The organism is Pseudomonas frederiksbergensis, from assembly GCF_900105495.1.
Taxonomy (GTDB): Bacteria; Pseudomonadota; Gammaproteobacteria; order Pseudomonadales; family Pseudomonadaceae; genus Aquipseudomonas; species Aquipseudomonas frederiksbergensis.
In genome coordinates, this window is sequence record NZ_FNTF01000002.1 from 156,240 (window position 1) to 177,289 (window position 21,050).

General features: G+C 61.3%; 18 protein-coding genes. 7 read left to right on the plus strand and 11 right to left on the minus strand.

The genetic code is table 11. The features are described from left to right. Positions 1-118: 118 nt before the first annotated feature. The gene (locus BLW70_RS01330; RefSeq protein ID WP_074871132.1) at positions 119-874 is read right to left on the minus strand and encodes a DUF2076 domain-containing protein; all 756 of its coding nucleotides are present in this window, start codon (positions 872-874) and stop codon (positions 119-121) included. Between the two features lie 178 nt (positions 875-1,052). Between BLW70_RS01330 and BLW70_RS01335 the strand changes: the two genes are divergently transcribed. Together BLW70_RS01335 and BLW70_RS01340 are read left to right on the plus strand one after the other, a co-directional pair. Continuing rightward, positions 1,053-1,727 carry a YciC family protein gene (locus BLW70_RS01335; protein ID WP_074880358.1) on the plus strand — a complete coding sequence of 225 codons (675 nt, stop codon included), beginning with the start codon at positions 1,053-1,055 and terminating at the stop codon, positions 1,725-1,727. Positions 1,728-1,982: 255 nt separating this feature from the next. After that, a complete protein-coding gene (locus tag BLW70_RS01340) occupies positions 1,983-3,062 on the plus strand; it encodes an endonuclease/exonuclease/phosphatase family protein (protein ID WP_074871134.1) in 1,080 nt (359 codons plus the stop codon). A gap of 125 nt (positions 3,063-3,187) precedes the next feature. Here the strand turns inward: BLW70_RS01340 and BLW70_RS01345 are convergent, their stop codons facing one another. The 5 genes from BLW70_RS01345 to BLW70_RS01365 all read right to left on the minus strand — a co-directional run bounded on the left by BLW70_RS01345 (position 3,188) and on the right by BLW70_RS01365 (position 9,101). Next, on the minus strand, positions 3,188-4,024 hold the full coding sequence (locus BLW70_RS01345) for an ABC transporter ATP-binding protein (RefSeq protein WP_074871136.1): 837 nt from the start codon (positions 4,022-4,024) through the stop codon (positions 3,188-3,190). Further along, positions 4,012-4,815: an ABC transporter permease gene (locus BLW70_RS01350; RefSeq protein WP_074871138.1), complete on the minus strand. Its 804-nt coding sequence runs from the start codon at positions 4,813-4,815 to the stop codon at positions 4,012-4,014. Before BLW70_RS01350 ends, BLW70_RS01345 begins: the two co-directional genes overlap by 13 nt. A gap of 9 nt (positions 4,816-4,824) precedes the next feature. Next, positions 4,825-5,811, minus strand: coding sequence for an ABC transporter substrate-binding protein (locus BLW70_RS01355; RefSeq protein ID WP_074871140.1), 987 nt, complete (start codon positions 5,809-5,811; stop codon positions 4,825-4,827). 394 nt (positions 5,812-6,205) lie between these two features. Further along, on the minus strand, positions 6,206-7,576 hold the full coding sequence (locus BLW70_RS01360) for an aspartate aminotransferase family protein (protein WP_074871142.1): 1,371 nt from the start codon (positions 7,574-7,576) through the stop codon (positions 6,206-6,208). Between the two features lie 31 nt (positions 7,577-7,607). Next, positions 7,608-9,101 carry an aldehyde dehydrogenase gene (locus BLW70_RS01365; RefSeq protein WP_074880361.1) on the minus strand — a complete coding sequence of 498 codons (1,494 nt, stop codon included), beginning with the start codon at positions 9,099-9,101 and terminating at the stop codon, positions 7,608-7,610. 226 nt (positions 9,102-9,327) lie between these two features. Between BLW70_RS01365 and BLW70_RS01370 the strand changes: the two genes are divergently transcribed. Beyond that, positions 9,328-10,248 (plus strand): LysR substrate-binding domain-containing protein, encoded by a 921-nt coding sequence (locus BLW70_RS01370; protein ID WP_074880365.1) that lies wholly within the window; start codon positions 9,328-9,330, stop codon positions 10,246-10,248. 148 nt (positions 10,249-10,396) lie between these two features. Here the strand turns inward: BLW70_RS01370 and hrpB are convergent, their stop codons facing one another. Further along, complete coding sequence (hrpB, locus tag BLW70_RS01375) at positions 10,397-12,916, minus strand: ATP-dependent helicase HrpB (RefSeq protein ID WP_074871144.1); 2,520 nt, start codon at positions 12,914-12,916, stop codon at positions 10,397-10,399. A gap of 362 nt (positions 12,917-13,278) precedes the next feature. Here hrpB and BLW70_RS01380 point away from each other — a divergent pair, with 362 nt between their 5' ends. Both BLW70_RS01380 and BLW70_RS01385 read left to right on the plus strand, forming a co-directional pair. Then, entirely contained in the window at positions 13,279-13,698 is a 420-nt protein-coding gene (locus BLW70_RS01380) for a polyribonucleotide nucleotidyltransferase (protein WP_074871145.1), read from the plus strand. A 29-nt stretch (positions 13,699-13,727) separates the two neighbouring features. After that, the gene (locus tag BLW70_RS01385) at positions 13,728-14,633 is read left to right on the plus strand and encodes a cation diffusion facilitator family transporter (RefSeq protein WP_074871147.1); all 906 of its coding nucleotides are present in this window, start codon (positions 13,728-13,730) and stop codon (positions 14,631-14,633) included. Here BLW70_RS01385 and BLW70_RS01390 read toward each other — a convergent pair. After that, complete coding sequence (locus BLW70_RS01390; protein WP_074871149.1) at positions 14,618-15,622, minus strand: DUF6515 family protein; 1,005 nt, start codon at positions 15,620-15,622, stop codon at positions 14,618-14,620. The two genes, BLW70_RS01385 and BLW70_RS01390, sit on opposite strands and share 16 nt — an antisense overlap. Before the next feature lie 435 nt (positions 15,623-16,057). On the opposite strand from BLW70_RS01390, the gene BLW70_RS01395 reads away from it, so the two are divergent. Beyond that, on the plus strand, positions 16,058-16,537 hold the full coding sequence (locus tag BLW70_RS01395; RefSeq protein WP_007937367.1) for an Lrp/AsnC family transcriptional regulator: 480 nt from the start codon (positions 16,058-16,060) through the stop codon (positions 16,535-16,537). A 237-nt stretch (positions 16,538-16,774) separates the two neighbouring features. Continuing rightward, positions 16,775-16,984, plus strand: a complete 210-nt coding sequence (locus BLW70_RS01400; RefSeq protein ID WP_007937369.1) for a DUF2788 domain-containing protein — start codon at positions 16,775-16,777, stop codon at positions 16,982-16,984. Here the strand turns inward: BLW70_RS01400 and BLW70_RS01405 are convergent. From BLW70_RS01405 to BLW70_RS01415, 3 genes are all read right to left on the minus strand, one after another. Continuing rightward, positions 16,979-17,620, minus strand: a complete 642-nt coding sequence (locus BLW70_RS01405) for a pseudouridine synthase (RefSeq protein WP_074871151.1) — start codon at positions 17,618-17,620, stop codon at positions 16,979-16,981. The genes BLW70_RS01400 and BLW70_RS01405 overlap by 6 nt on opposite strands. A gap of 71 nt (positions 17,621-17,691) precedes the next feature. Next, complete coding sequence (amn, locus tag BLW70_RS01410; RefSeq protein WP_173860464.1) at positions 17,692-19,191, minus strand: AMP nucleosidase; 1,500 nt, start codon at positions 19,189-19,191, stop codon at positions 17,692-17,694. Between the two features lie 187 nt (positions 19,192-19,378). After that, complete coding sequence (locus BLW70_RS01415; RefSeq protein WP_074871153.1) at positions 19,379-21,028, minus strand: acyl-CoA dehydrogenase family protein; 1,650 nt, start codon at positions 21,026-21,028, stop codon at positions 19,379-19,381. Positions 21,029-21,050 lie beyond the last annotated feature (22 nt).

The window sequence follows — 21,050 nt, forward strand, 5'->3', positions numbered from 1 at the left end:
AATAATCGGCCGTGTGGCGAGGGAGCTTGCTCCCGCTGGACTGCGTAGCAGGCCCTTAGGTTCTAAAGCAAGGGGCGCTTCGCACCCCAGCGGGAGCAAGCTCCCTCGCCACAGTGAATCAGACGAAGGAATCGTCGTCGCCGCCGAAGAACGATGAGCTGTCATCGCTGTAGTCGGCGTCGGCAAAGCCGCCCTGATCACTGGAGTTGTCGGCCACGCGCTGATCCTCGTTCCAGCCGCTATCGCCACTTTGATCGTTGACCTGAGCCGGTTCTTCCTTGATCACTTCAGCCACTTCCGGCTGCTGATTCTGATGGAACAGGCTGCTGATGCCTTGCGCCAGCATCACGCCACCGGCCACACCGGCGGCGGTTTTCAGTGCACCACCGAGGAAACCACTGCCGGCAGGCTGTTGCTGGGCGTAATTCTGCCGAGGCGGGGCCGCACCGAAATTCTGTTGTGGCGGCTGCGAGTTGAACGACGGCCGCGCCGGTTCACGCCAGCCGCCACCACTCGATGCGGGTGGGCTTTGGGTGGGTGCTGGCTGCGGATCACGGGAACCGCCACCGAAGATGCTCGACAAGAAGCCACCGCTGCTCGGTGCAGTAGTCGCCGGCTGCGCCTTGGCCGATTGCAGTTCGGCCTGCAATTGCTCGACTTGCCGGGCGAGCTGTTTGTTCTGTTCGTCGAGGCTTTTGAGAGCCGCCTCTTGCACCAGAATCGCCTGGGTCATGAAATAGCCTGCTGCAGGCTGGCGAGTCAGGTGTTCCTTGATCCGCGCCTCGGCCTGGGCGTCGCGCGGGGCTGAGTCCGTTTCGGCCTGTTGCAGCCGGGAAAACAGTCCATCGATCAGGGTTTGTTCTTCGCTGTTCATGGCGACCTCGTAGATTGCCGGGAAAATCGTCGCCCCTATCCACTGTGGAAAAGGTGCTCATCCGTAATGGAGGCTGATAAAGGATGTTTCAATGGTCTTTACCGAACGTTTACGTTTGCGCCCCAATGCGCTTCATCGGTTAAAGTGGGCCACTGCTTCCAACCTGCGATACCGACTGATGAATTCGTTCGATGTACTGCGTGACTCACTGTATTTCTTCAAGCGCAATCTGGGCCAGATCGTGCAGCTGTGCCTGCCGCTGGTGATTTTCGAGGCGCTGCTGCAACAAGTGGTCGATCACTCCACCGAGCCGGACAGCTTTCCCGGTATCAGCGTGATGGTCGGCTTGCTGGTTTATCCGCTGTACACCGGCGCACTGATCCTGTTCCTCGATGCCCGCAGCCGTGGCGAGTCGCCGCGCATTCGCGACCTGCTGTCGAGGTCCGCCTACTTATGGCCGCGTTTTGCCGTGCTGACGGCGCTCAATACGCTGCTGATCCTGATCGGCCTGTCGCTGTATTTCCTGCCGGGCATCTGGCTGATGGTGACCCTCGCGTTTGGCGAGTATTTGCTGGTGCTACGCGGCATGGCACCGCTGGCGGCAATGAAGGAAAGCCTGCGCCTGACCCGCGGCAACTTTCTGCGCATTCTGGTGTGCATTCTCTGCGTAATGGGCCCGTTGTGGGTGCTCAAGGGCGCGACCCTGGCGGTTTATCCCGAACCGCAGAACGCGGTGATTTCCCTGCTGATCGACAGCGCTCACAGCTTCCTGCAACTGTTCGTCAGCGTGGTGCTGTTTCGCTTGTTCATGTTGATCGACGAGGTGCCAGAAAAGATTGATCGACCTCTTTAAAGAACAACGCGCCCCTTGTAGCAGCTGGCGAAGCCTGCGTTCGGCTGCGCAGCAGTCGTAAAATCAGTGCTCACGGTGAACCAGGCAGACCGCGCTCGCCGGATTTACGACTGCTTCGCAGCCGAACGCAGGCTTCGCCAGCTGCTACAGGGATATCGTTACGGCTAATTGCCGGGCAGGCCGTTTCGCCCTTGGGATTAAACCCGACGCTCGGTTATGCTCGGGGTCAACTTTTGTAACGCTATAAGCCGAGCCATGACCCGTCTGCTGCGCTACACCCTGCTGGGCCTGTTGATCGCGACCGGCCTGATGGTCTTGCTGATCTACAACCTGACCTGGCGCCCCGAAGCCAAGGAAGCCTTGCCGGTCAGTTGCAACGCCCAGGCTCCGACGCTGGTGCCCGGTCAGGCGCTGAAGGTGATGACCTGGAACGTCCAGTACCTGGCGGGAAAACGCTACGTGTTCTGGAATGACCTGGCGGCCGGCAATGACGAAAAACCCACGCCCGAAGACATGGCCTTCAGCCTCGATGAAGTGGCGCGGGTGATCCGTGACGAGCAACCGGACGTCGTGCTGTTGCAGGAGCTCGATGACGGCGCCAAGGCCAGCGATTACCAAAACCAGTTCAAGCTGCTTCAGGAACGAGTCGCGGACCTGTATCCATGCAGCGCCCACGCCTTCGACTGGAAAGCCGATTTCGTGCCTGAGCCGCACATTTTCGGCAGCGTCGGCCGGCAGTTGGTCACCCTCAGCCGCTACCAGATAAAACAGGCCGAACGCCTGCAATTACCGGTCGCACCGGCCAACGTCATCAGCCGGCAGTTCAAACCGAAAAACGCCTTGTTGGTCACCTATCTGCCGTTGAGCGACGGTGGTCAGCTAGCGGTGCTCAACACCCATCTGGACCACGTTCTCCCACCAGACGAAACACTGCAGTCCCAGGTGTCGGCCATCGTCAAAATACTCGACAAACTCGAAAGCCGCAGCACGCCGTGGTTGATCGGGGGCGACTTCAACCTGTTGCCGCTGGGGCAATATCGACGCCTGCCCGACGAGCAACGCACGCCCTACTCTGCCGACAGTGCGCTGCATGTGCTCTGGGACAAATACCCGATGATCCCGACCAACAACGAAGCCAGCGGCATCGACCGGGCGCGGTGGTTGACCCATTACCCGAATGATCCGGGCTTGAACGGCCCGGACCGGACTGTCGACTACCTGTTCTACAGTCCGCGGATCAAACGGGTCGAGGCGACGGTGAGGCAGGACGATACCTTGCGGATCTCCGATCACTTGCCGGTGATTGCAAGATTCCTCTTGCCGGCAGCGCCTTAACTTCGGTTAAACGCAAAACCTGTGGGAGCGAGCCTGCTCGCGATGGCGTAGTGTCAGTTGACATCTTTGTTGGATGATCAATCGCAATCGCGAGCAGGCTCACTCCCACAGGGATTTGTGCACGGTCAATGTTCCTCCTCCAGCTCATCGTGCAATAGCCCGAAGATCCTGCGCTTCATGTCGATGAACGAGCGCTCCATGACCATGTCCAGCGTCCGTGGGCGTTCGATCGGCACGTCCAGAATCTGCTTGATCCGACCCGGCCGAGCGCCCATCACGTAGACCCGATCACCCAGCAGAATCGCCTCGTCGATATCGTGAGTCACGAACAACACGGTCTTCTTGCTGTTGCCCCAGACCCGCAACAACAGCTGCTGCATTTGCAGGCGCGTCTGGCTGTCGAGCGCGCCGAAGGGCTCGTCCATGAGCAGGATTTGCGGGTCGTTGGCCAGCGCCCGAGCAATCGCCACGCGCTGCATCATGCCGCCGGACAGCTGCTTGGCGTAGTTGTCGGCAAACCCGGACAGGCCGACTTCGTTGACGTAGTAATCGACGATCTCCTTGCGCTGGGCGGCGGCCATGCCGCGACGCTTGAGGCCGAACTCGACGTTCTGCCGCACGGTCAGCCACGGGAACAGCGTATAGCTCTGGAACACCATGCCGCGATCCGCGCCCGGCCCCTGAACTTGCTGGCCACCGACGTAGATCTCGCCTTCCGTGGGCTCATTCAAACCCGCCGTGAGGTAAAGCAGACTCGACTTGCCGCAGCCCGAAGGCCCCACCAGCACGGCGAATTGCTGATCCGGCACTTCAAACGACACCTGATCCAGCGCAGTGAACACACCACCGTCGGGCTTTTGATAGCGAAGGCTGACCTTGTCCACTTGCAACCGTGGCGCGGCGTGCACCGGGGCGGGTTGTGGCGTGATGAAGCGAGGGTTGACGGCGCTTACTGAGCCCATGCGGCGATCCTCAGACGAAGGAAACGGAACAGTTGATCGGTGACCAGGCCCAGCAGGCCGATGATCGCGATTGCCAGGAAAATCACATCCACTTGAAAGCCGCGCATGGCTTTAAGGCTCAAGTAGCCCAGACCGCTGGAAGCCGCGACCAGCTCGGCAACCACCAGGTAAGTCCAGGCCCAGCCCATGGTCACGCGCAAGGTGTCGAGCACACCCGGCAACGACGCCGGGGCGATCACATGCAGCACCGCATCGCGGCGGTTCGAACCCAAGGTATAGGACGCGTTGATCAGGTCCTTGGAGATGCCTTTGGACACGTCCGCGATCATCACCAGTTGCTGGAAAAACACGCCGAAGATGATCACCGAAACCCGCTGCTCCAGACCGATGCCGATCCACAGAATGAACAGCAGCACGAACGAAGTGACCGGCAGGTAGCGAATGAAATTGACCATCGGCTCAAGGAACGCCTGGACGATACGAAAGCTGCCCATCAACAACCCCAGCGGCACGGCCACCAGCGACGACACGATGAAGCCGACCATCACCACTTCGAGGCTGGCCCACACATGCAGGCCGAGCGTGCCGTCGCGACTCAGGCGCACGGCGGCCTCGACCACCGCGCCCGGTGTCGGCAGGAACATGCCCGGCACCACGCCGCCGTAAGACAACCCGGCCCACAGGCCGACCAACAACACCCAGGCCAGACCGCTCGCGCTCCAGATCACCGAAACCGGTAAACCGGTCTTGGGCGTGATGCAGCGGCTCAGCCATGAATTGCGCTTGAACATGCGAACCTCCTAGAGCGGGCTGACGAAACGGTTGTCGATCAGGTCGTCATGGCTGACGTTGTAGGGTTTGCCCTGCAATTCGCTAGCGGTCTCGTTAGCCAGTTTGATCAGCAGTTCGCTGTCGCCCGGTTTGCCCGGCGAGCCGAGGAGTTTCTCGCTCATGGCCTGATCGTAGAAGCGCACGCCCTGTGCGGCAGCGGCCAGCTCCTTGGGATCGGCGAGGTAACCGCCGACGCCTTTGGCCATGATTTTGTAGGCTTCTTGCGGATGGTCCTTGGTGTACTGCACGGCCTTGTACAGACCGGCCACCAACGCCTTGACGTCTTCCGGCTGCTTTTCAATGACCGTGCAGTTGAGCGCGACCACGTCGACAATCACTCCCGGCGTACTGCTGCTGTCGATCAGCACTTTGCCTTTTTGCTTATTGCGGACCATCGACAGATGCGGTTCCCAGGTCACGGCGGCGGGCACGCGACCGGCGATGAACGCGGTGGCTGCATCGTCAGCCGTCATGTTCTGCACGGTGATGTCGCTCATTTTCATGCCGTGTTTTTTCAGCAGGTACGACAGCCAGAACTGCGAAGTCGAACCTTCGTTCACCGCCACGGCCTTGCCTTTCAACTCCTGCAAACTCTTGACGTCCTTGCCGACCAAAACACCGTCGCCACCATGGCTGTCATCCAGTGCAGCCACAGCCTTGAAGCAGAATTGCGGGCGGTACTTGAGCACTTCGTCGATGGTCGACGCCGAGCCCGACAACTCGCCCGAGGCTTGCGCGGCCATGTACATCGAAGCCTCTTCGACGACGGGCAATTCGACGGTCAAACCGTTTTCCTTGAAGTAGCCCAGGTCTTGAGCCAGGTAGAGCGTGCCGTATCCGACCCACGTGGTGTGGCCGATAGAGAGGGTGCCGGCCTGGGCGCTGGTGGCGACCGTGACGGCGATGGCGGTGACCGCCAGTGGATGAGTGATGCAGTTCAGCAAGGACTTGATCATGGAGCACTCCCAAAGCTGTTGATTTAGTTTTGTCATGGGCAGTACGGCCAGCGGCCTTGGAGAAGTGCTGCCACCTGCGGTCTCTAGTGGACCTTTCGGCGAGCAGCGTTTGGCTGACTGGCGAGGTCGATGTTGGCCCAAGGCCGGGAGAAGGAAAATCAGGAAATATGTCGTTGGGAGTGATGAAAAAACTGGGTAGTGCGCCGTAAAAGGGCGCTGTGGGCGGGGATGCCCGAGGTGGGTGCAAAAGGTGAGAGGTGTGTTAAATCGGTAATAGCTATCGCGGGCAAGCCCGCTCCCACAGGGTTTGTGTTGGCCTCAGAATTCCGGCACGACACATAACCTGTGGGAGCGGGCTTGCCCGCGATAAGGTCCGCAGGACCTTCCGGCAATGTCAGAGCCGGCCGTATTCCTGCGCCGTACGATCAACCGCTTTCAGGGTTTTGCCGACCAGTTCATCCACCTCTTCCCGACTGGCAATCAACGCCGGCGCCATGATCATCCGCCCCAACGTCGAGCGAATAATCACCCCCTCTTCAAAGCCAATCGTGCGGCAACGCCAGGCAATGTCGCCTTCATTGGCAAAGCGCTTGCGACTGGTCTTGTCCTCAGCCAATTGCAGCGCCGCGACCATGCCGACACCCTGAATATCGCCCACCAACGGGTGATTGCCGAACACCTCGCGCAAGCACTGTTGCAGGTACGGCCCGATGTCATCCTTGACCCGCGCCACCACCCCTTCATCGCGCAACGCCGTGAGGTTGGCGATGGCCACCGCCGCCGCCACCGGGTGCCCGGAATAGGTCAAGCCGTGGGCAAACACCCCGCCCTGCTCCACCAGTACCTGAGCCATTTTCTTCGACAGGATCAGACCGCCCATGGGGATGTAACCCGAGGTCAAACCCTTGGCGATCGACAGCGTGTCCGGCTCGAAACCGAAGTGCTCGTGGGCGAACCATTCGCCGGTACGACCGAAGCCGCCGATCACTTCGTCAGCGCACAACAGCACATCGTACTTACGGCAGATCCGCTGAATTTCCGGCCAGTAACTCTCGGGTGGAAAGATCATCCCGCCTGCGCCCTGGAACGGTTCGGCGATAAACCCGGCGACCTTGTCCGCGCCGAGTTCGAGAATCTTCGCTTCCAGTTGCTGCGCCGCCCGCAGACCAAATTCAGCCGGAGTCAGGTTGCCCTCGTGGGCGAAAAAATACGGCTCATCGATGTGTTCGATGTCGGGGATCATGCCGCCCATTTCGTGCATGAATTTCATGCCGCCGAGCGCCGTCGCCGCCAGGGTCGAGCCGTGGTAACCGTTCCAGCGACCGATCATGATTTTCTTCTCGGGCTTGCCGAGGATCGTCCAGTAACGACGCACGGTGCGGATCAGCACCTCGTTGGCCTCGGAGCCGGAGTTGGTGTAGATCGCGTGGCTGTAGTGCCCCGGCAACAGGCTGAACAGCAGCTCCGAAAGCTCGATCACCTGCGGGTGGGTGGTGTGGAAAAACATGTTGTAGTACGGCAACTGCTCCAGCTGCCGAGACGCAGCGGCAGCCAGGTCCTTGCGCCCGTAACCGAGGTTGGTGCACCACAATCCGGACATGCCGTCGAGGTAACGCCGACCATCGTTGTCCCACAGGTGCAGGCGCTCGCCACGAACCATCACCCGAGGTCCTTCATCGTTGAGCGCTTTTTGATCGACGAATGCGTGGATGTGGTGCGCAGCGTCGGCGGCCTGGTAGTCGCGGGTTTCACGTGGTGTGGTCATCGCCAGTTCTCCGTTTTGTTTTTAGCGGCTGTTATGAGCGCAGCTGAAACCAGGTGGTCTTCAACTGGGTGTATTTATCGAATGAATGCAGCGACAGGTCGCGGCCGAAACCGGATTGTTTGCCGCCCCCGAAAGGCACGGTCACGTCCAGCGCATCGACGCTGTTGACCGACACCGTGCCGGCTCGCAATTGTCGCGCCACGCGGTGGGCGCGATTGAGGTCGTCGGTCCACAGCGACGCGGCCAAACCGTAGACGCTGTCGTTGGCCAGTTGCAAGGCGTGGGCCTCATCATCGAACGCCGTGACCGCCAGCACCGGGCCGAACACTTCATCACGAAACAGCGGCATGTCCGGGCTCACGCCAGTGAAAATCGTCGGCTGAATGAAGTTGTCGGAGCCGTTGAAAATCGACTGTCGACCGCCGCACACCTTGGTAGCGCCGTGGCTCTCGGCGTTTTGGATGAACTTCATGATGCGTGCGGTTTGACGGCTGTCGACGATGGCTCCGGCGCGACTCGACGGGTCCAATGGATCACCCGGCTGCCAGCGCTCAGCCTGCACTTTGAGACGCTCGACGAACTCGTCATGAATCGAACGCTCCACCAGCAACCGCGAGTTGGCCGAGCACACTTCACCCTGATTGAAGAAGATCCCGAACGCGGCTTTCTCTGCAGCGAGGTCGAGGTCCTGGCAATCAGCAAACACCAGATTGGCGCTCTTGCCGCCGCACTCCAGCCACACCTGTTTCAGGTTCGATTGCGCGGAGTACTGCATGAAATATTTGCCGACTTCGGTGGAGCCAGTGAACACCAGACAATCGACATCCGGGTGCAAACCGAGGGCTTTGCCGGTCTGTTCGCCGAGCCCCGGCAACACGTTCAGCACCCCGGCCGGCAGGCCGGCTTCCAGCGCCAGTTCGGCCAGACGCAGGGCGGAAAACGGTGACTGCTCGGCGGGTTTGAGGATCACCGAATTACCCGCCGCCAACGCCGGTGCGAGTTTCCACGCGGCCATGTCCAGCGGGAAGTTCCACGGCACCACCGCAGCGACCACGCCCAGCGCTTCGCGGGTGATGGTCGCCAGCACGTTCTGCGCGCTCGGGGCGATCTGGTCGTAGAGTTTGTCGAGGCTTTCGGCGTACCAGCGAAACACCCCGGCGGCGCCCGGCACGTCGATGTTGTAGGCGTCCATCACCGGTTTGCCCATGTTCAGCGAATCGAGCAGCGCCAGTTCTTCGCGATGGGTCATGATCAGATCGGCCAGGCGCAACAGCACTTGCTTGCGCTCACTCGGCGAACGCGCCGCCCAGGTGCCGGCCTCGAACACTTGCCGCGCATTGCGCACCGCAGCGTCCACGTCTTCTTCGCCGCACGCGGCCACGTTGGCCAGGCACTGGCCGGTGGCGGGGTTGATCGCGGCGAAGGTCTGCCCCGACTGCGCCGCACGGGGTTTGCCGTCGATCACGGCCTGATCGGGAAACCGCAGCGCAGCGGCTTTGTTTTGCCAGTCTGTAAGCTCGAACACGTTCAGATGCTCCATGGGCTTTTCTTGTGAATTGGATGGTGGCCCAGGCCTGTGTCGAGGAAAAATAGTAAAAATGTCTTCGCAGACCATTAAAAAACTGGGCAGCCGATCTCCCCGGTGGCGCGGTATGTGGTTATTGTTCAGGCACAACAACACCGTCGTCAGAACGGAAGCAGTCGGCGCGAAAATTGCCTGGATGTCGACATCATCCACCCCGAGGTTTGCCGTGGCTGCCTACAACCTGCGTCAATTGAAGTACTTCATCACCACCGTCGAATGCGGCAGCGTCGCCGAGGCCTCGCGCAAGCTGTACATCGCCCAACCGGCGATTTCCACGGCGATCAAAGGCCTGGAAGACAGCTTCGGCGTGCAACTGCTGATCCGTCATCACGCCCAGGGCGTGTCCTTGACTCCCAGCGGTGCACGCTTCTACCGCAAGGCCCAGGAACTGCTGCGCATGGCCAAGGAGTTCGAACAGAACGCCCTCGCCGACAACGACGTGGTGGCCGGGCAAATCGATATCGGTTGCTTCGAAACGGTCGCGCCGCTGTACCTGCCGCAGCTGATTGCCGGGTTCTCGGCGCTGTATCCGGGGGTGAAAATCCGCATCCGCGACGGCGAACAGCAAGAGCTGGTGCAAGGCCTGACCTCGGGCACCTTCGACCTGGCGATCCTGTATGAACACGACCTCGACGCCACCATCCAGACCGAACCCCTGATGCCGGCGCAACGGCCTTATGCGTTGCTGCCGGCGGATCATCGTTTTGCCCAGCTCAAGCAAGTGTCGCTGCGCGATTTGTGCCTGGAGCCGATGATTCTGCTGGACGTGCAACCGAGCCGGACCTACTTCGTCAGCCTGTTCGAAGAGTTGGGGCTGACGCCGAACATTGCCTTCAGCTCACCGTCGATCGAGATGGTTCGGGGCATGGTCGGGCAAGGCTTCGGCTTCTCGATCCTGGTCACCCGGCCGCATTCGGAATGCACCTATGACGGCCAGAAAGTGGTGTGCGTGGACATCGTCGAAGACATCACCGGCTCAGGGCTGGTGGCGGCGTGGCTCAAGCGCGGGCAGTTGACCAAACCGGCGCAGTTGTTTGCAGATTATTGCCGCGAGCAGTTGACGGCCAAGGCCGGGACCAGAGCTTAGCGCTTATGATCGTTCCCACGCTCTGCGTGGGAATGCCTCAAGGGACGCTCCGCGTTCCAGCAGCACCGCTGGCGTCGGGCCTGGCACCGAAGTGACGCGGAGCGTCACGGGATGCATTCCCACGCGGAGCGTGGGAACGATCAGCGCTTCAGCTTTTACGCGGTTTGATCCGCGCGGTTGCCTCGGCCACCAGTGGATCATCCGGCCAGTAGTGCTTCGGATACCGACCTTTCAAATCCTTCTTCACTTCGGCGTAAGTGCTGCGCCAGAAGTTCGCCAAATCCTGGGTCACCTGCACCGGCCGTCGCGCCGGGGACAGCAAATGCAGTTTGACCACCTGCCGGCCACCGGCAATCCGCGGGGTCTCGGCCAGGCCGAACAACTCCTGCAACCGCACCGCCAGAATCGGCGGCTGTTCGCTGTAGTCCAGCCGAATCGATGAACCCGACGGCACGCTCAAATGATGCGGCGCCAGCTCATCGAGCCGTTGCGGCAGCGGCCACGGCAACAGGTTATGGACGATGCTCGACAGGTCCAGATTGGCGAAATGACTGAGCCGCGACACTTTACCCAGATACGGCATCAGCCACTGTTCGAGGCTTTTGAGCAATGCAGCGTCGCTGACATCCGGCCATTCACTCTGCTCCTTACTGCCGAGGTCCAGCTGTCGCAGCAACGCCACGCGCGCTTGCCACTGACGCAGCTCTGGGGTCCACGGCAACAGCTCCAGGCCTTTGCGTCGCACCAGATTGACCAACGCCTGACTGCGGGCAGTTTCATCGAGCCCGGTCAACGGTTCGCGGCTGAGGATCAATTCACCGACCTTGCGCTGACGCTCGGCGCGCAACACGCCTTCGCGCTCATCCCAATCCAGTTGATCGACCACGCGCACTTGCTCGGCCAGCACCGAATCGAACAGCGCCGGATCGAAATCCACCGCCAGATAAATCCGTTCTTCACGCTGGCCCTGGCGACTGCCGAGATCGGCGATCACCAGCCACGGTTGCTTCATCAAACTGTCGGCTTCGGCGAACAACGCCGCACGGCCATTGGCCAAACGATACTCCGCGCCACCGGCACGACGCTGCTGGGCAACGCGGTCGGGATAGGCCAACGCCAACAGCGCGCCCAGCCAACGCGGATGATCCGGATCGCTGACCGGTTCCGACGCTTTACCCCGCAAGTAACCGCGATACTGCCGCGCCAGTTGCCGGGCACGCTGCACGCCACCCTGCGCGCCGCGTGCGGCCCGTTCTTCGCCAGACAACAGCACCAATCGGCTGTGCAGATCCGCCCCGGCGCCACGCAAGATATCCCGCTCGCCGAGCAAGGCCGCGACATCGCAGGCCATATCCGCCAAGCCGAGCGCCTGACCGCGCAACAGCAAATGCGCGATGCGCGGATGCGCCGGCAGTTCGGCCATGGCCTGACCGTGGCGGGTCAGCGCTTCGCCGTCCAATGCGCCCAGGCGCTCGAGCAAGTCCTGAGCCTGCGCGTAAGCGGCCGCTGGCGGTACGTCGAGCCACACCAATTGCCCCGGTGTCACGCCCCAGCGGCCGAGTTGCAACGCTAATCCGGCAAGGTCCGCCGAGAGGATTTCCGCGCTGGCGTAGGCCGCCAGTTGCTCATGCTGATCCTGCGACCACAAGCGATAACACACGCCCGGCTCCAACCGCCCGGCCCGACCCGCGCGCTGAGTGGCGCTGGCTTTGGAAATACGCTGAGTGTCGAGGCGGGCCATGCCGCTGCCCGGATCGAACCGCGGCACCCGCGCCAGCCCGGCATCGATTACCACGCGCACGCCGTTGATGGTCAGGCTGGTCTCGGCGATGTTGGTCGCCAACACCACTTTGCGCTTGCCGGCGGGGGCCGGATCGATCGCGGCGCGTTGCGCGGCCAGATCCAGTTCACCGTGCAACGGGCAGAGCAGAACTTGCGTGCTCTCGCCCAGCGCATCGGCGAGTTGCTGATGCACCCGACGGATTTCCGCCTGCCCCGGCAGGAACACCAGCACGCTGCCGGTCTCATCATTCAAGGCTTCGAGAATGGTCTGCACCAGTCGCGGCTCGATGAACTCACCGGGCTGGAACGGCCGGCCCCAGCGCATCGCCACCGGGTACATGCGCCCTTCGCTGCGCAGGATCGGCGCGTCATTGAGCAACCCGGCCAGGCGCTCGCCCTCCAGAGTTGCCGACATCAACAGGATTTTCAGCGGCTGATCGTCGCGAAACAGCTCGCGGCCATTCAGGCTCAGGGCCAGCGCCAGATCGGCGTCGAGGCTACGCTCGTGGAATTCGTCGAAGATCACCAGGCCAACACCTTCGAGCGCCGGGTCGTCCTGCAAACGGCGGGTCAGAATGCCTTCGGTGACTACTTCGATACGGGTGTTGGGGCCGACTTTGCTGTCGAGACGAATGCGATAGCCGACGGTTCCGCCGACCTTCTCGCCCAGCTCACTGGCCAGGCGTTCCGCGGCTGCCCGCGCAGCCAAACGCCGCGGTTCGAGCATCAGAATGGTCTGCCCGGCCAACCAGGGCTCGTTGAGCAAGGCCAGTGGCACGCGGGTGGTTTTACCGGCGCCGGGCGGTGCTTCGAGCACGGCTTCGTGGCGTGTAGCCAAGGCTTCACGCAGGGCGGGTAAAACTTCATCAATCGGCAAAGAAATCATGCTGGCTCCCCAGGGCGTGCCCACAGTAAATTGCGAGTCGCGTTGAAGCTGTGGACGTGCCAGGCAAGGCGCGGGACGCTGGCAAGGGTCGTTTCCTTGCCAAGTCCCGCAACGCAGCATGGCGCGTCCACAGCTTCAGCCCGGAGGGCCGAGCCCCGAAAAAGTCCATCAGCCGTTACGCGTTGTCGATCTGGAAAAAACAACATCAATCCTCAACTATTCCAGTAGGGGTGAGACGCGGCCGTAATTTACTGTGGGCACGCCCTGCCGAGCGCGAGTATAACGGCGAACTGCTCGGCGTTAATGACGGTCCTAATTCATACAGGCGTCCTTTCGTTTTGAAATTACCCAGGAGATTTCATATGCGTATTCCCTTTCGCTTGATTGGCGGTGTATTGGTCGCGACGTTGCTGACTCAGGTCACCGCTTGCGGATCGATTTTCTACCCTGACCGTCGCGGTCAGATTGACGGCAAGATCGACCCGGCCATCGCCGCGCTGGATGCCGTAGGCCTGCTGTTCTACATCATCCCCGGCCTGATCGCGTTCGCCGTGGACTTCGCCACTGGCGCGATTTACTACGCGCCCGGCGAGACCGCACAAGTGGCCCCGGAAAAACTTAAGGAAGCCATCGGCGCCGACGGCAAGGTCGATAATCACAAGTTGCAGACTATTCTTGAAACCGAACTGGGCCGCAGCTTCCCGCTGGATGACCCACGCCTGATCCAGCACAAGGGCAGCGCTCAGCAACTGGCCATGTTCGGCCTGCAACCTGCCGCGTAACCCGTGCACTTAAAGGAATAGCCGCACTTATGATCTCCAGCTCCGAACACGCCCGCCTGCTGCGGCTGGCGACCCGTGCCTCGGTGGCGGTGGCGTGCACGTTGATCGTCGCCAAAGCCATCGCCTGGTGGTTGAGCGGTTCGGTGAGCATGCTCGCCGGGTTGACCGACTCGACCCTCGACGGCGTGACCTCGCTGCTCAACCTGCTCGCTGTGCATTACGCCTTGCGCCCGGCCGACGATGATCACCGGTATGGACACGGCAAGGCCGAGTCGCTGGCGGGCATGGCCCAGGCGTTGTTCATTGGCGGCAGTGCGGTGCTGATCGCCTTGCAGGCGATCGAACGACTGAAACACCCGGAACCGGTGGGTGCGCCGTGGATCAGCATCGGGGTGATTGTGTTTTCCCTGGCGCTGACCCTGGCCCTGTTGGTGTTGCAACATCGGGTCATCAAGGCGACCGGCTCCAACGCGGTGCGCGCCGATTCCCTGCATTACCGCTCGGACTTGCTGCTCAACGGCAGCATTCTGGTGGCGCTGGTGCTCGCCGGGTATGGCTGGCATCAGGTCGACCCTTGGTTCGGTTTGGGGATCGCTGCCTACATTCTCTGGAGCGCGATTCATATCGCCCGGGAAAGTTTTACGGTGCTGATGGATGAAGCGCTGCCAACGGACGTCAGCCAGCACATGCTCGAACTGGCCTGCAGCGTACCGGGAGTGTTGGGGGCGCACGACCTGCGTACGCGGGTTTCCGGCAACCAGTGGTTCGTGCAGTTGCACCTGGAACTGCCGGGGGATTTGACCCTGTCAGTCGCTCACGGCATCAGCGACCAAGCCGCCGATGCGATTCACGCGGCTTATCCGCGAGCCGAAGTGCTGGTGCACGCCGACCCGCAGGAAGTGGTGCTGGCAGGCACGGCTCAGAAAGAAACCTGATAACCGCGACTGCCCAGGCAGTTGCCCTGGGCCTGACGGTAGGCTTGTACTACCGAAGGATCCGGTTGATAGGTGGCCGCTCGCGGATCGAAACCACTCTGCTGCACCGCATATTGATAGCACTCGTAACCGTCCTGGTTGACCTGCTCTGGCGACTGACCGTTGGCCGGATACGCCACCACGTCATAACCATTGCTGACCGGTTGCGGCTGCGGTTGTACGGGCGGCTCGACCACGACGTAATCCTGAGTGCTTTGCTGATAGGCGTAATAAGAGCCGGCCGCGAGGAACAACAGCGCCCCGCCGATCCACACTTCGCGCGCGTAATCGGGCAAGTAGCTGACGCGAATCCCGCGTGGCGGTTGCACCACCACATAGCGTGGGCCTTGTGGGCGATACCAGTAGCCGCCGGAGTAGAAGTAGTCCTGACCACGGTACGGCACACGGTAATCACGGTCGGGGAAGCGATCGATCACATGACCGGGACGGTACTGCGGGCCAGGTTCCCAGCCATTGCCATGCCCATCCGGGCGACCGGCCCAGCGATAGTCGTCGGGACGCGGACCGTTGTTTTGCCAATGCGGGTTGTTATCGTTGCGCCGCGGCACGTCCTGGTAGTAACCACGCTGCGGCTGCTGGGTCTGGCGCACGGTATCGGGCCGGTCCTGGATCGGCAGGTCATTGGCCGGTTGCTGCGGCGGCCGATCCGGACCGTTGTAATCATGCGGCGCCCGGTTCTGCCGTTGACCGTCGTTCTGATTCTGGCCGTTGTGCTCGAACTGACGGCTGTTGTCGCCACGAATGATGTCGTTGTTCTGCGCACGCGGCGGGTTATTGCCGCCGTGGCCCTGATTGTTGCCCTGATGGCCATCCGAGCCGCGTTGCCCGCTGTCGGGGCCACGGTCTTGCGGCTCATCGGCCAGCGATTGCGCAGTGACACTTACACATAGCAAACCAACACCGGCCAAACGCCAGATGCGCGACTTCATGCTTTTCCTCACTGCGGGTTAGGGCCTGAACGTAAGACTGGGAAAGCACAGGCCGGTTCTGCAACAGGTTATCAGTCGCGCAACTTATTTATTGAGGGTGGTCGGCAAATTGCGGGCAAAAGAAAAGGGAGACCCGTCGGCCTCCCTTTGAGAACTTCGTCCGTGCTCGACGCTTTTGACGTCGGCTCACCTCACGCCGTCTTCTGGACAGTGTGTAGCTCGGGGGTCGGCTCATCCCCGGTGGGGGTGGCGACCGCAGCTGGCCTGATTGGGCGAGCCGCACTGGACTGTTTGTCCGAGCAGTGATTCTGGTGATAAGAATAGGCTCGCGGCGCCGGCAGAGGATTGCGAAGATTGCTCAAATAAACATCACTTGCGCAATTTTTAACCCTGGATAGATAATCCGCCGCAATAGTTATGACAAAGGCCTGATTGATGAGCAAACTCGACCGATACGACCTGAGCATTTTGGCGGAATTGCAGCGTGACGCGCGCATCTCCAACCAGGAGCTGGCCGAACGCATCGGCCTGTCCCCCTCGCCATGCTCGCGGCGGGTCAAGCAGCTGGAAGATGACGGCTACATCTCCCGCCAGGTGGCCCTGCTGGACCGCAAGATGCTCGGCCTGAGCCTGACGGCTTACGTGTTGATCGGCATGGACCGGCATACGCCAGAGCGTTTCGAGAACTTCGAAGCGGCGATTCGTACATTACCGCAAGTGCTGGAATGCAGTCTGGTGACCGGGATGGATGCCGACTATCAGCTCAAGGTCGTCGTGCCGGACATGGATCACTATCAGAAACTGCTGCTGGGACACCTCACCCGGATTGAAGGGGTGACGAGTGTGCGGTCGAGTTTTGTGCTTAATCAGGTGCTCAACAGTACCGAGTTGCCGCTGACTCATCTGCGCAGCTGATGATGGCTTTGACTGATCGTTCCCACGCTCCGCGTGGGAATGCATCCTGTGACGCTCTGCGTCACGATCTAAAGCGGACGCGGAGCGTCCATGGCGGCATTCCCACGCAGAGCGTGGGAACGATCACTGCCCAAGGCGACGAATGACTGCGACACACCGACGCAGGTCAATACTCCGCCAATTCGTCGTGGCGTATACTCCAGCGCCTTTTAGCCCCGCCCGCGCTGGAGATGTTCGATGGATCCTGCAGTATTCGAAGAGTGGATGATGACCGGACTGGTCAGCATCCTGATCATTTTCATGGGTTTCATCGTCTGGGATCTGGCGAAGAAGTCCAAGGCCGGACGCTTTGGCTCGTTCATCCTGTTCTTCGTACTCGGCCTGGGCGTGGCCGCGTTCGTGATCAAAAGCGTGGTCATCGGCCTGATCGAATCCGGCACGTTATAAGCGCGCTGGCACTTCCTTCCACTGGCCCTGATCGAGCCCTTCGATCGACCAGTCGCCGATTCTGACCCGCACCAGACGCAACGTCGGCAAGCCGACCGCCGCGGTCATGCGCCGTACCTGACGGTTGCGCCCTTCACGAATCACCAGCTCCAGCCAACTGGTCGGCACGCTTTTGCGAAAGCGCACAGGCGGGTTGCGTGGCCACAGTTCAGGCTCTTCCAGCAGCCGCGCTTCAGCCGGTAGCGTCATGCCATCGTTCAACTCCACGCCATCGCGCAAACGCTGCAATTGCTCGGCACTCGGCTCACCTTCCACTTGCACCCAATAGGTCTTGGCCAGTTTGTGTTTCGGGTCGGCAATCCGCGCCTGAAGCTGACCATCGTTGGTCAGCAGCAGCAAACCTTCACTGTCGCGGTCCAGCCGTCCTGCCGGGTAAATCCCGGGAATCTCGATGTAATCCTTGAGCGTCGCCCGCCCTTCGCCGTCGCTGAATTGCGTCAGCACATCGAACGGCTTGTTGAACAGGATCAGCTTCGGCTCGGCTGGCGGCGCTTTGGCGACACGGCGCGGGGCTGAGGACGATGGCGCAGGCTTCACGCCAGGGCGGCGGGAAACGGGACGTTGAGGACGGGACATGGGAAAAGGAACATCTAACGGTCAGGGCTGCTAATGCTAGTGCCCTGACCGCTAAATGACCATGAGAACAATCAGCGGAACGGCGGCTCGTCGAAGCTGCGCAGTTTGCGCGAGTGCAGCGAGTTGAGTTCGGTGCGCAACAAATCCACCGCCTCGATGCCGATCTTCAAATGCTGGCTGACCGCACGCTCATAGAAGGCGTTGGCCGAACCCGGCAGTTTGATTTCACTGTGCAACGGTTTGTCCGACACGCAGAGCAACGTGCCATACGGCACCCGCAGGCGATAACCTTGCGCAGCGATGGTGCCGCTTTCCATGTCCACCGCCACGGCGCGGGACAGGTTGATCAACGGACGTTCCTGAGCCCAGCGCAATTCCCAGTTACGGTCGTCGTAGGTCAGTACGGTGCCGGTGCGCAGGCGTTTTTTCAGTTCGTCGCCCTTCTCGCCGGTGATATTGGCTGCCGCTTGCTGCAACGCCATTTGCACTTCGGCCAGGGCCGGAATCGGAATATTCGGCGGCACGACCCGGTCGAGAATCCCGTCGCGACGCATGTAAGCGTGCGCCAACACGTAGTCGCCAATCGTCTGCGACTGACGCAAGCCGCCACAGTGGCCGATCATCAGCCAGCAATGCGGACGCAGCACCGCCAGGTGGTCGGTGATGTTCTTGGCGTTGGACGGGCCGACGCCAATGTTCACCAGGGTCACACCGTGGCCGTCGCTGGCGATCAGGTGGTAGGCCGGCATCTGATAGCGGTGCCAGACCACACCGGCGGCAATCGCCGAGGCTTCGCCGTGGTCCATGCTCTTTTCGATGATCACATTGCCCGGCAAGACCATGCGCACGAAACGCGGATCGTTGCGCAGTTGCTCCAGGCCATGAACGATGAACTGGTCAACGTAGCGGTGGTAGTTGGTCAGCAGAATCCACGGCTGCACATGGCGCCAGTCGCTGCCGGTGTAATGCACCAGCCGACGCAGGGAGAAATCCACCCGCGCAGCGTCGAACAAGGCCAACGGTAGCGGGTCGGTGTTTTCCCAATCGTACAGACCGTCGGCGATGCCATCGGTCGCGGCAGACAGGTCGGTACTCGGGAACACCCGCGCCAGCACGGCGGCGGTAACGCCGGAACCGGCCAGTTCATCGCCCTGCTCGACCACGTACGGATAAGGAATGTTTTGCTGGCTGATGCCGACTTCCACCGTCACGGTGAAGTCGTGCATCAACGGCACCAGCTGTTCCAGCAGGTATTTACGGAACGCGGCGGGATGAGTGACGGTGACGCTGTAGGTCCCCGGCAGTTGAACCTTGGCGTAGGCGCGAGTGGTCTGTGGGACTTCGCCCTGGCAATGGTAGGTCAGACGCAGTTCGGGATAACGAAACATCGCACGCTGTTCGGCGTCCGGTTCGACTCGATCATGGAGGTAACGCTTGAGCGCCTGGTTCAGCGCGGTGGTTGCACGATGGTGCAAGAGCGCAAGCCGGTCCACGGCTTGCTCGGCGGTTTGAACGACAATAAAAGCTTCGGTCACGATCAGCATCCTGTGTTCTGACTTGCAGGCCTTCATCTTGCCTGCATCGTCGCTTCACGGGAACAGCGGTTGCTACACAAATACCAAGTCCAACGTAGTTCCAATGTGGGAGCGGGCTTGCTCGCGAAGGCGGACTGTCAGCCAACATAGCTGTTGAATGTTGAACCGCTTTCGCGAGCAAGCCCGCTCCCACATTGGTTCAGTGGCGTTCACGCGAGCGTGGTCAAAATCCCTGAGGAGTCGAGCGGGCAACAATCGCTTCCACATCCAGCCCACGCGGCAACGCCCCATACACCCGACCGGCCGAACCGAGGCGGCTGGCGATGAAGGCATCACTGACCGCCGCATTGCCCGCCTCCAGCAACAGCTTGGCCTGAAGGCCCAAGGCGATGTCTTCGGTGAGCTGCCGCGCACGATATTGAATGTCGCCGGTGTCCTTGAACGCTGCCTGCAATTGAATGATGTGTGCGGCCAGGCGCTTGTCGCCATGGCCATCGCCCAATTCGCTGAACAGTACGTCGAGCACGCCCGGTTCCTTGGACAACGCTCGCAATACGTCGAGGCATTGCACGTTGCCGGAACCTTCCCACGTCGAATTGACCGGTGCCTCACGGTACAACCGCGGCAGGATGCTGTCTTCGACATAACCGGCGCCGCCCATGCATTCGGCAGCTTCGTTGATCATTCCGGGCGCGCGTTTGCAGATCCAGTACTTGCCCACCGCCGTGACCAGCCGAGCGAATTTGGCTTCGTGCTCGTCATCCAGATGATCCAGCGCCCGGCCCATGCGCAGGCTCAAGGCCAGGGCGGCTTCGCTTTCCAGGGCCAGGTCGGCCAGTACGTTCTGCATCAAGGGTTGTTCGCTGAGCAATTTGCCGCCGACCTTGCGGTGAGCGCAGTGATGGCTGGCCTGGGTCAGGGCCTGGCGCATCAGCGAACTGGAACCGACCATGCAATCGAAGCGGGTCATGGCGACCATTTCGATGATGGTCGGAACACCCCGGCCCTCCTCGCCGACCATCCACGCCAGCGCACCACGGAACTCCACTTCGCTGGACGCGTTGGAGCAATTGCCGAGTTTGTTCTTCAAGCGCTGTATGTAGAACTGATTGCGCGTGTCGTCCGGGCGATGGCGCGGCAGCAGGAAACAGGTCAGCCCCTTGTCAGTCTGGGCCAGGGTGAGGAAGGCATCGCACATCGGCGCCGAACAGAACCACTTGTGGCCCACCAGCTCATACGCCTGGCCCGGACCACTGGCTCCGACCGGAAAAGCCTTGGTGGTGTTGGCCCGCACGTCGGTGCCGCCCTGTTTCTCGGTCATCGCCATGCCGATGGTGACCCCGGCCTTGTGGGCAATACCGACGTTGCGCGGGTCGTATTCGGTGGAGAGGATTTTCGGCAGCCATTGCTCCGCCAAGTCCGCTTGCAGGCGCATCGCCGGGACGCTGGCGAAGGTCATGGTCAGCGGGCAACCACTGCCGGCTTCGGCCTGGCTGTGCAGGTAGGTCATGGCGGCGCGGGCGACGTGGGCGCCGGACTGCGGATGCGCCCAGGGCAACGAAGTCAAACCGTGCTCGACCGCCGTGCGCATCAGTTCGTGATACGCCGGGTGAAATTCAACCAGGTCGATGCGATGGCCGTAACGGTCATGGCTGCTGAAAACCGGCTTGTTCTGATTGGCCAAAAACCCTGCTTCCATCAGCGGCCCGCCGGCCAGGGCGCCGTAAGCGTCGATCCGCGACTCGGCCCACCCGGCCCCGAAACGCCGCGACCATTCCTGCAACGGCAGGTCGATGCGATACAGGTTGGCGCCGTCCAGCGACGGTGGCTGGTTGGTGACTTCGTGGGTTTCGGCGAACTGATGCAGGTTCATGACGGGGCTCCTTTGGTCAGCC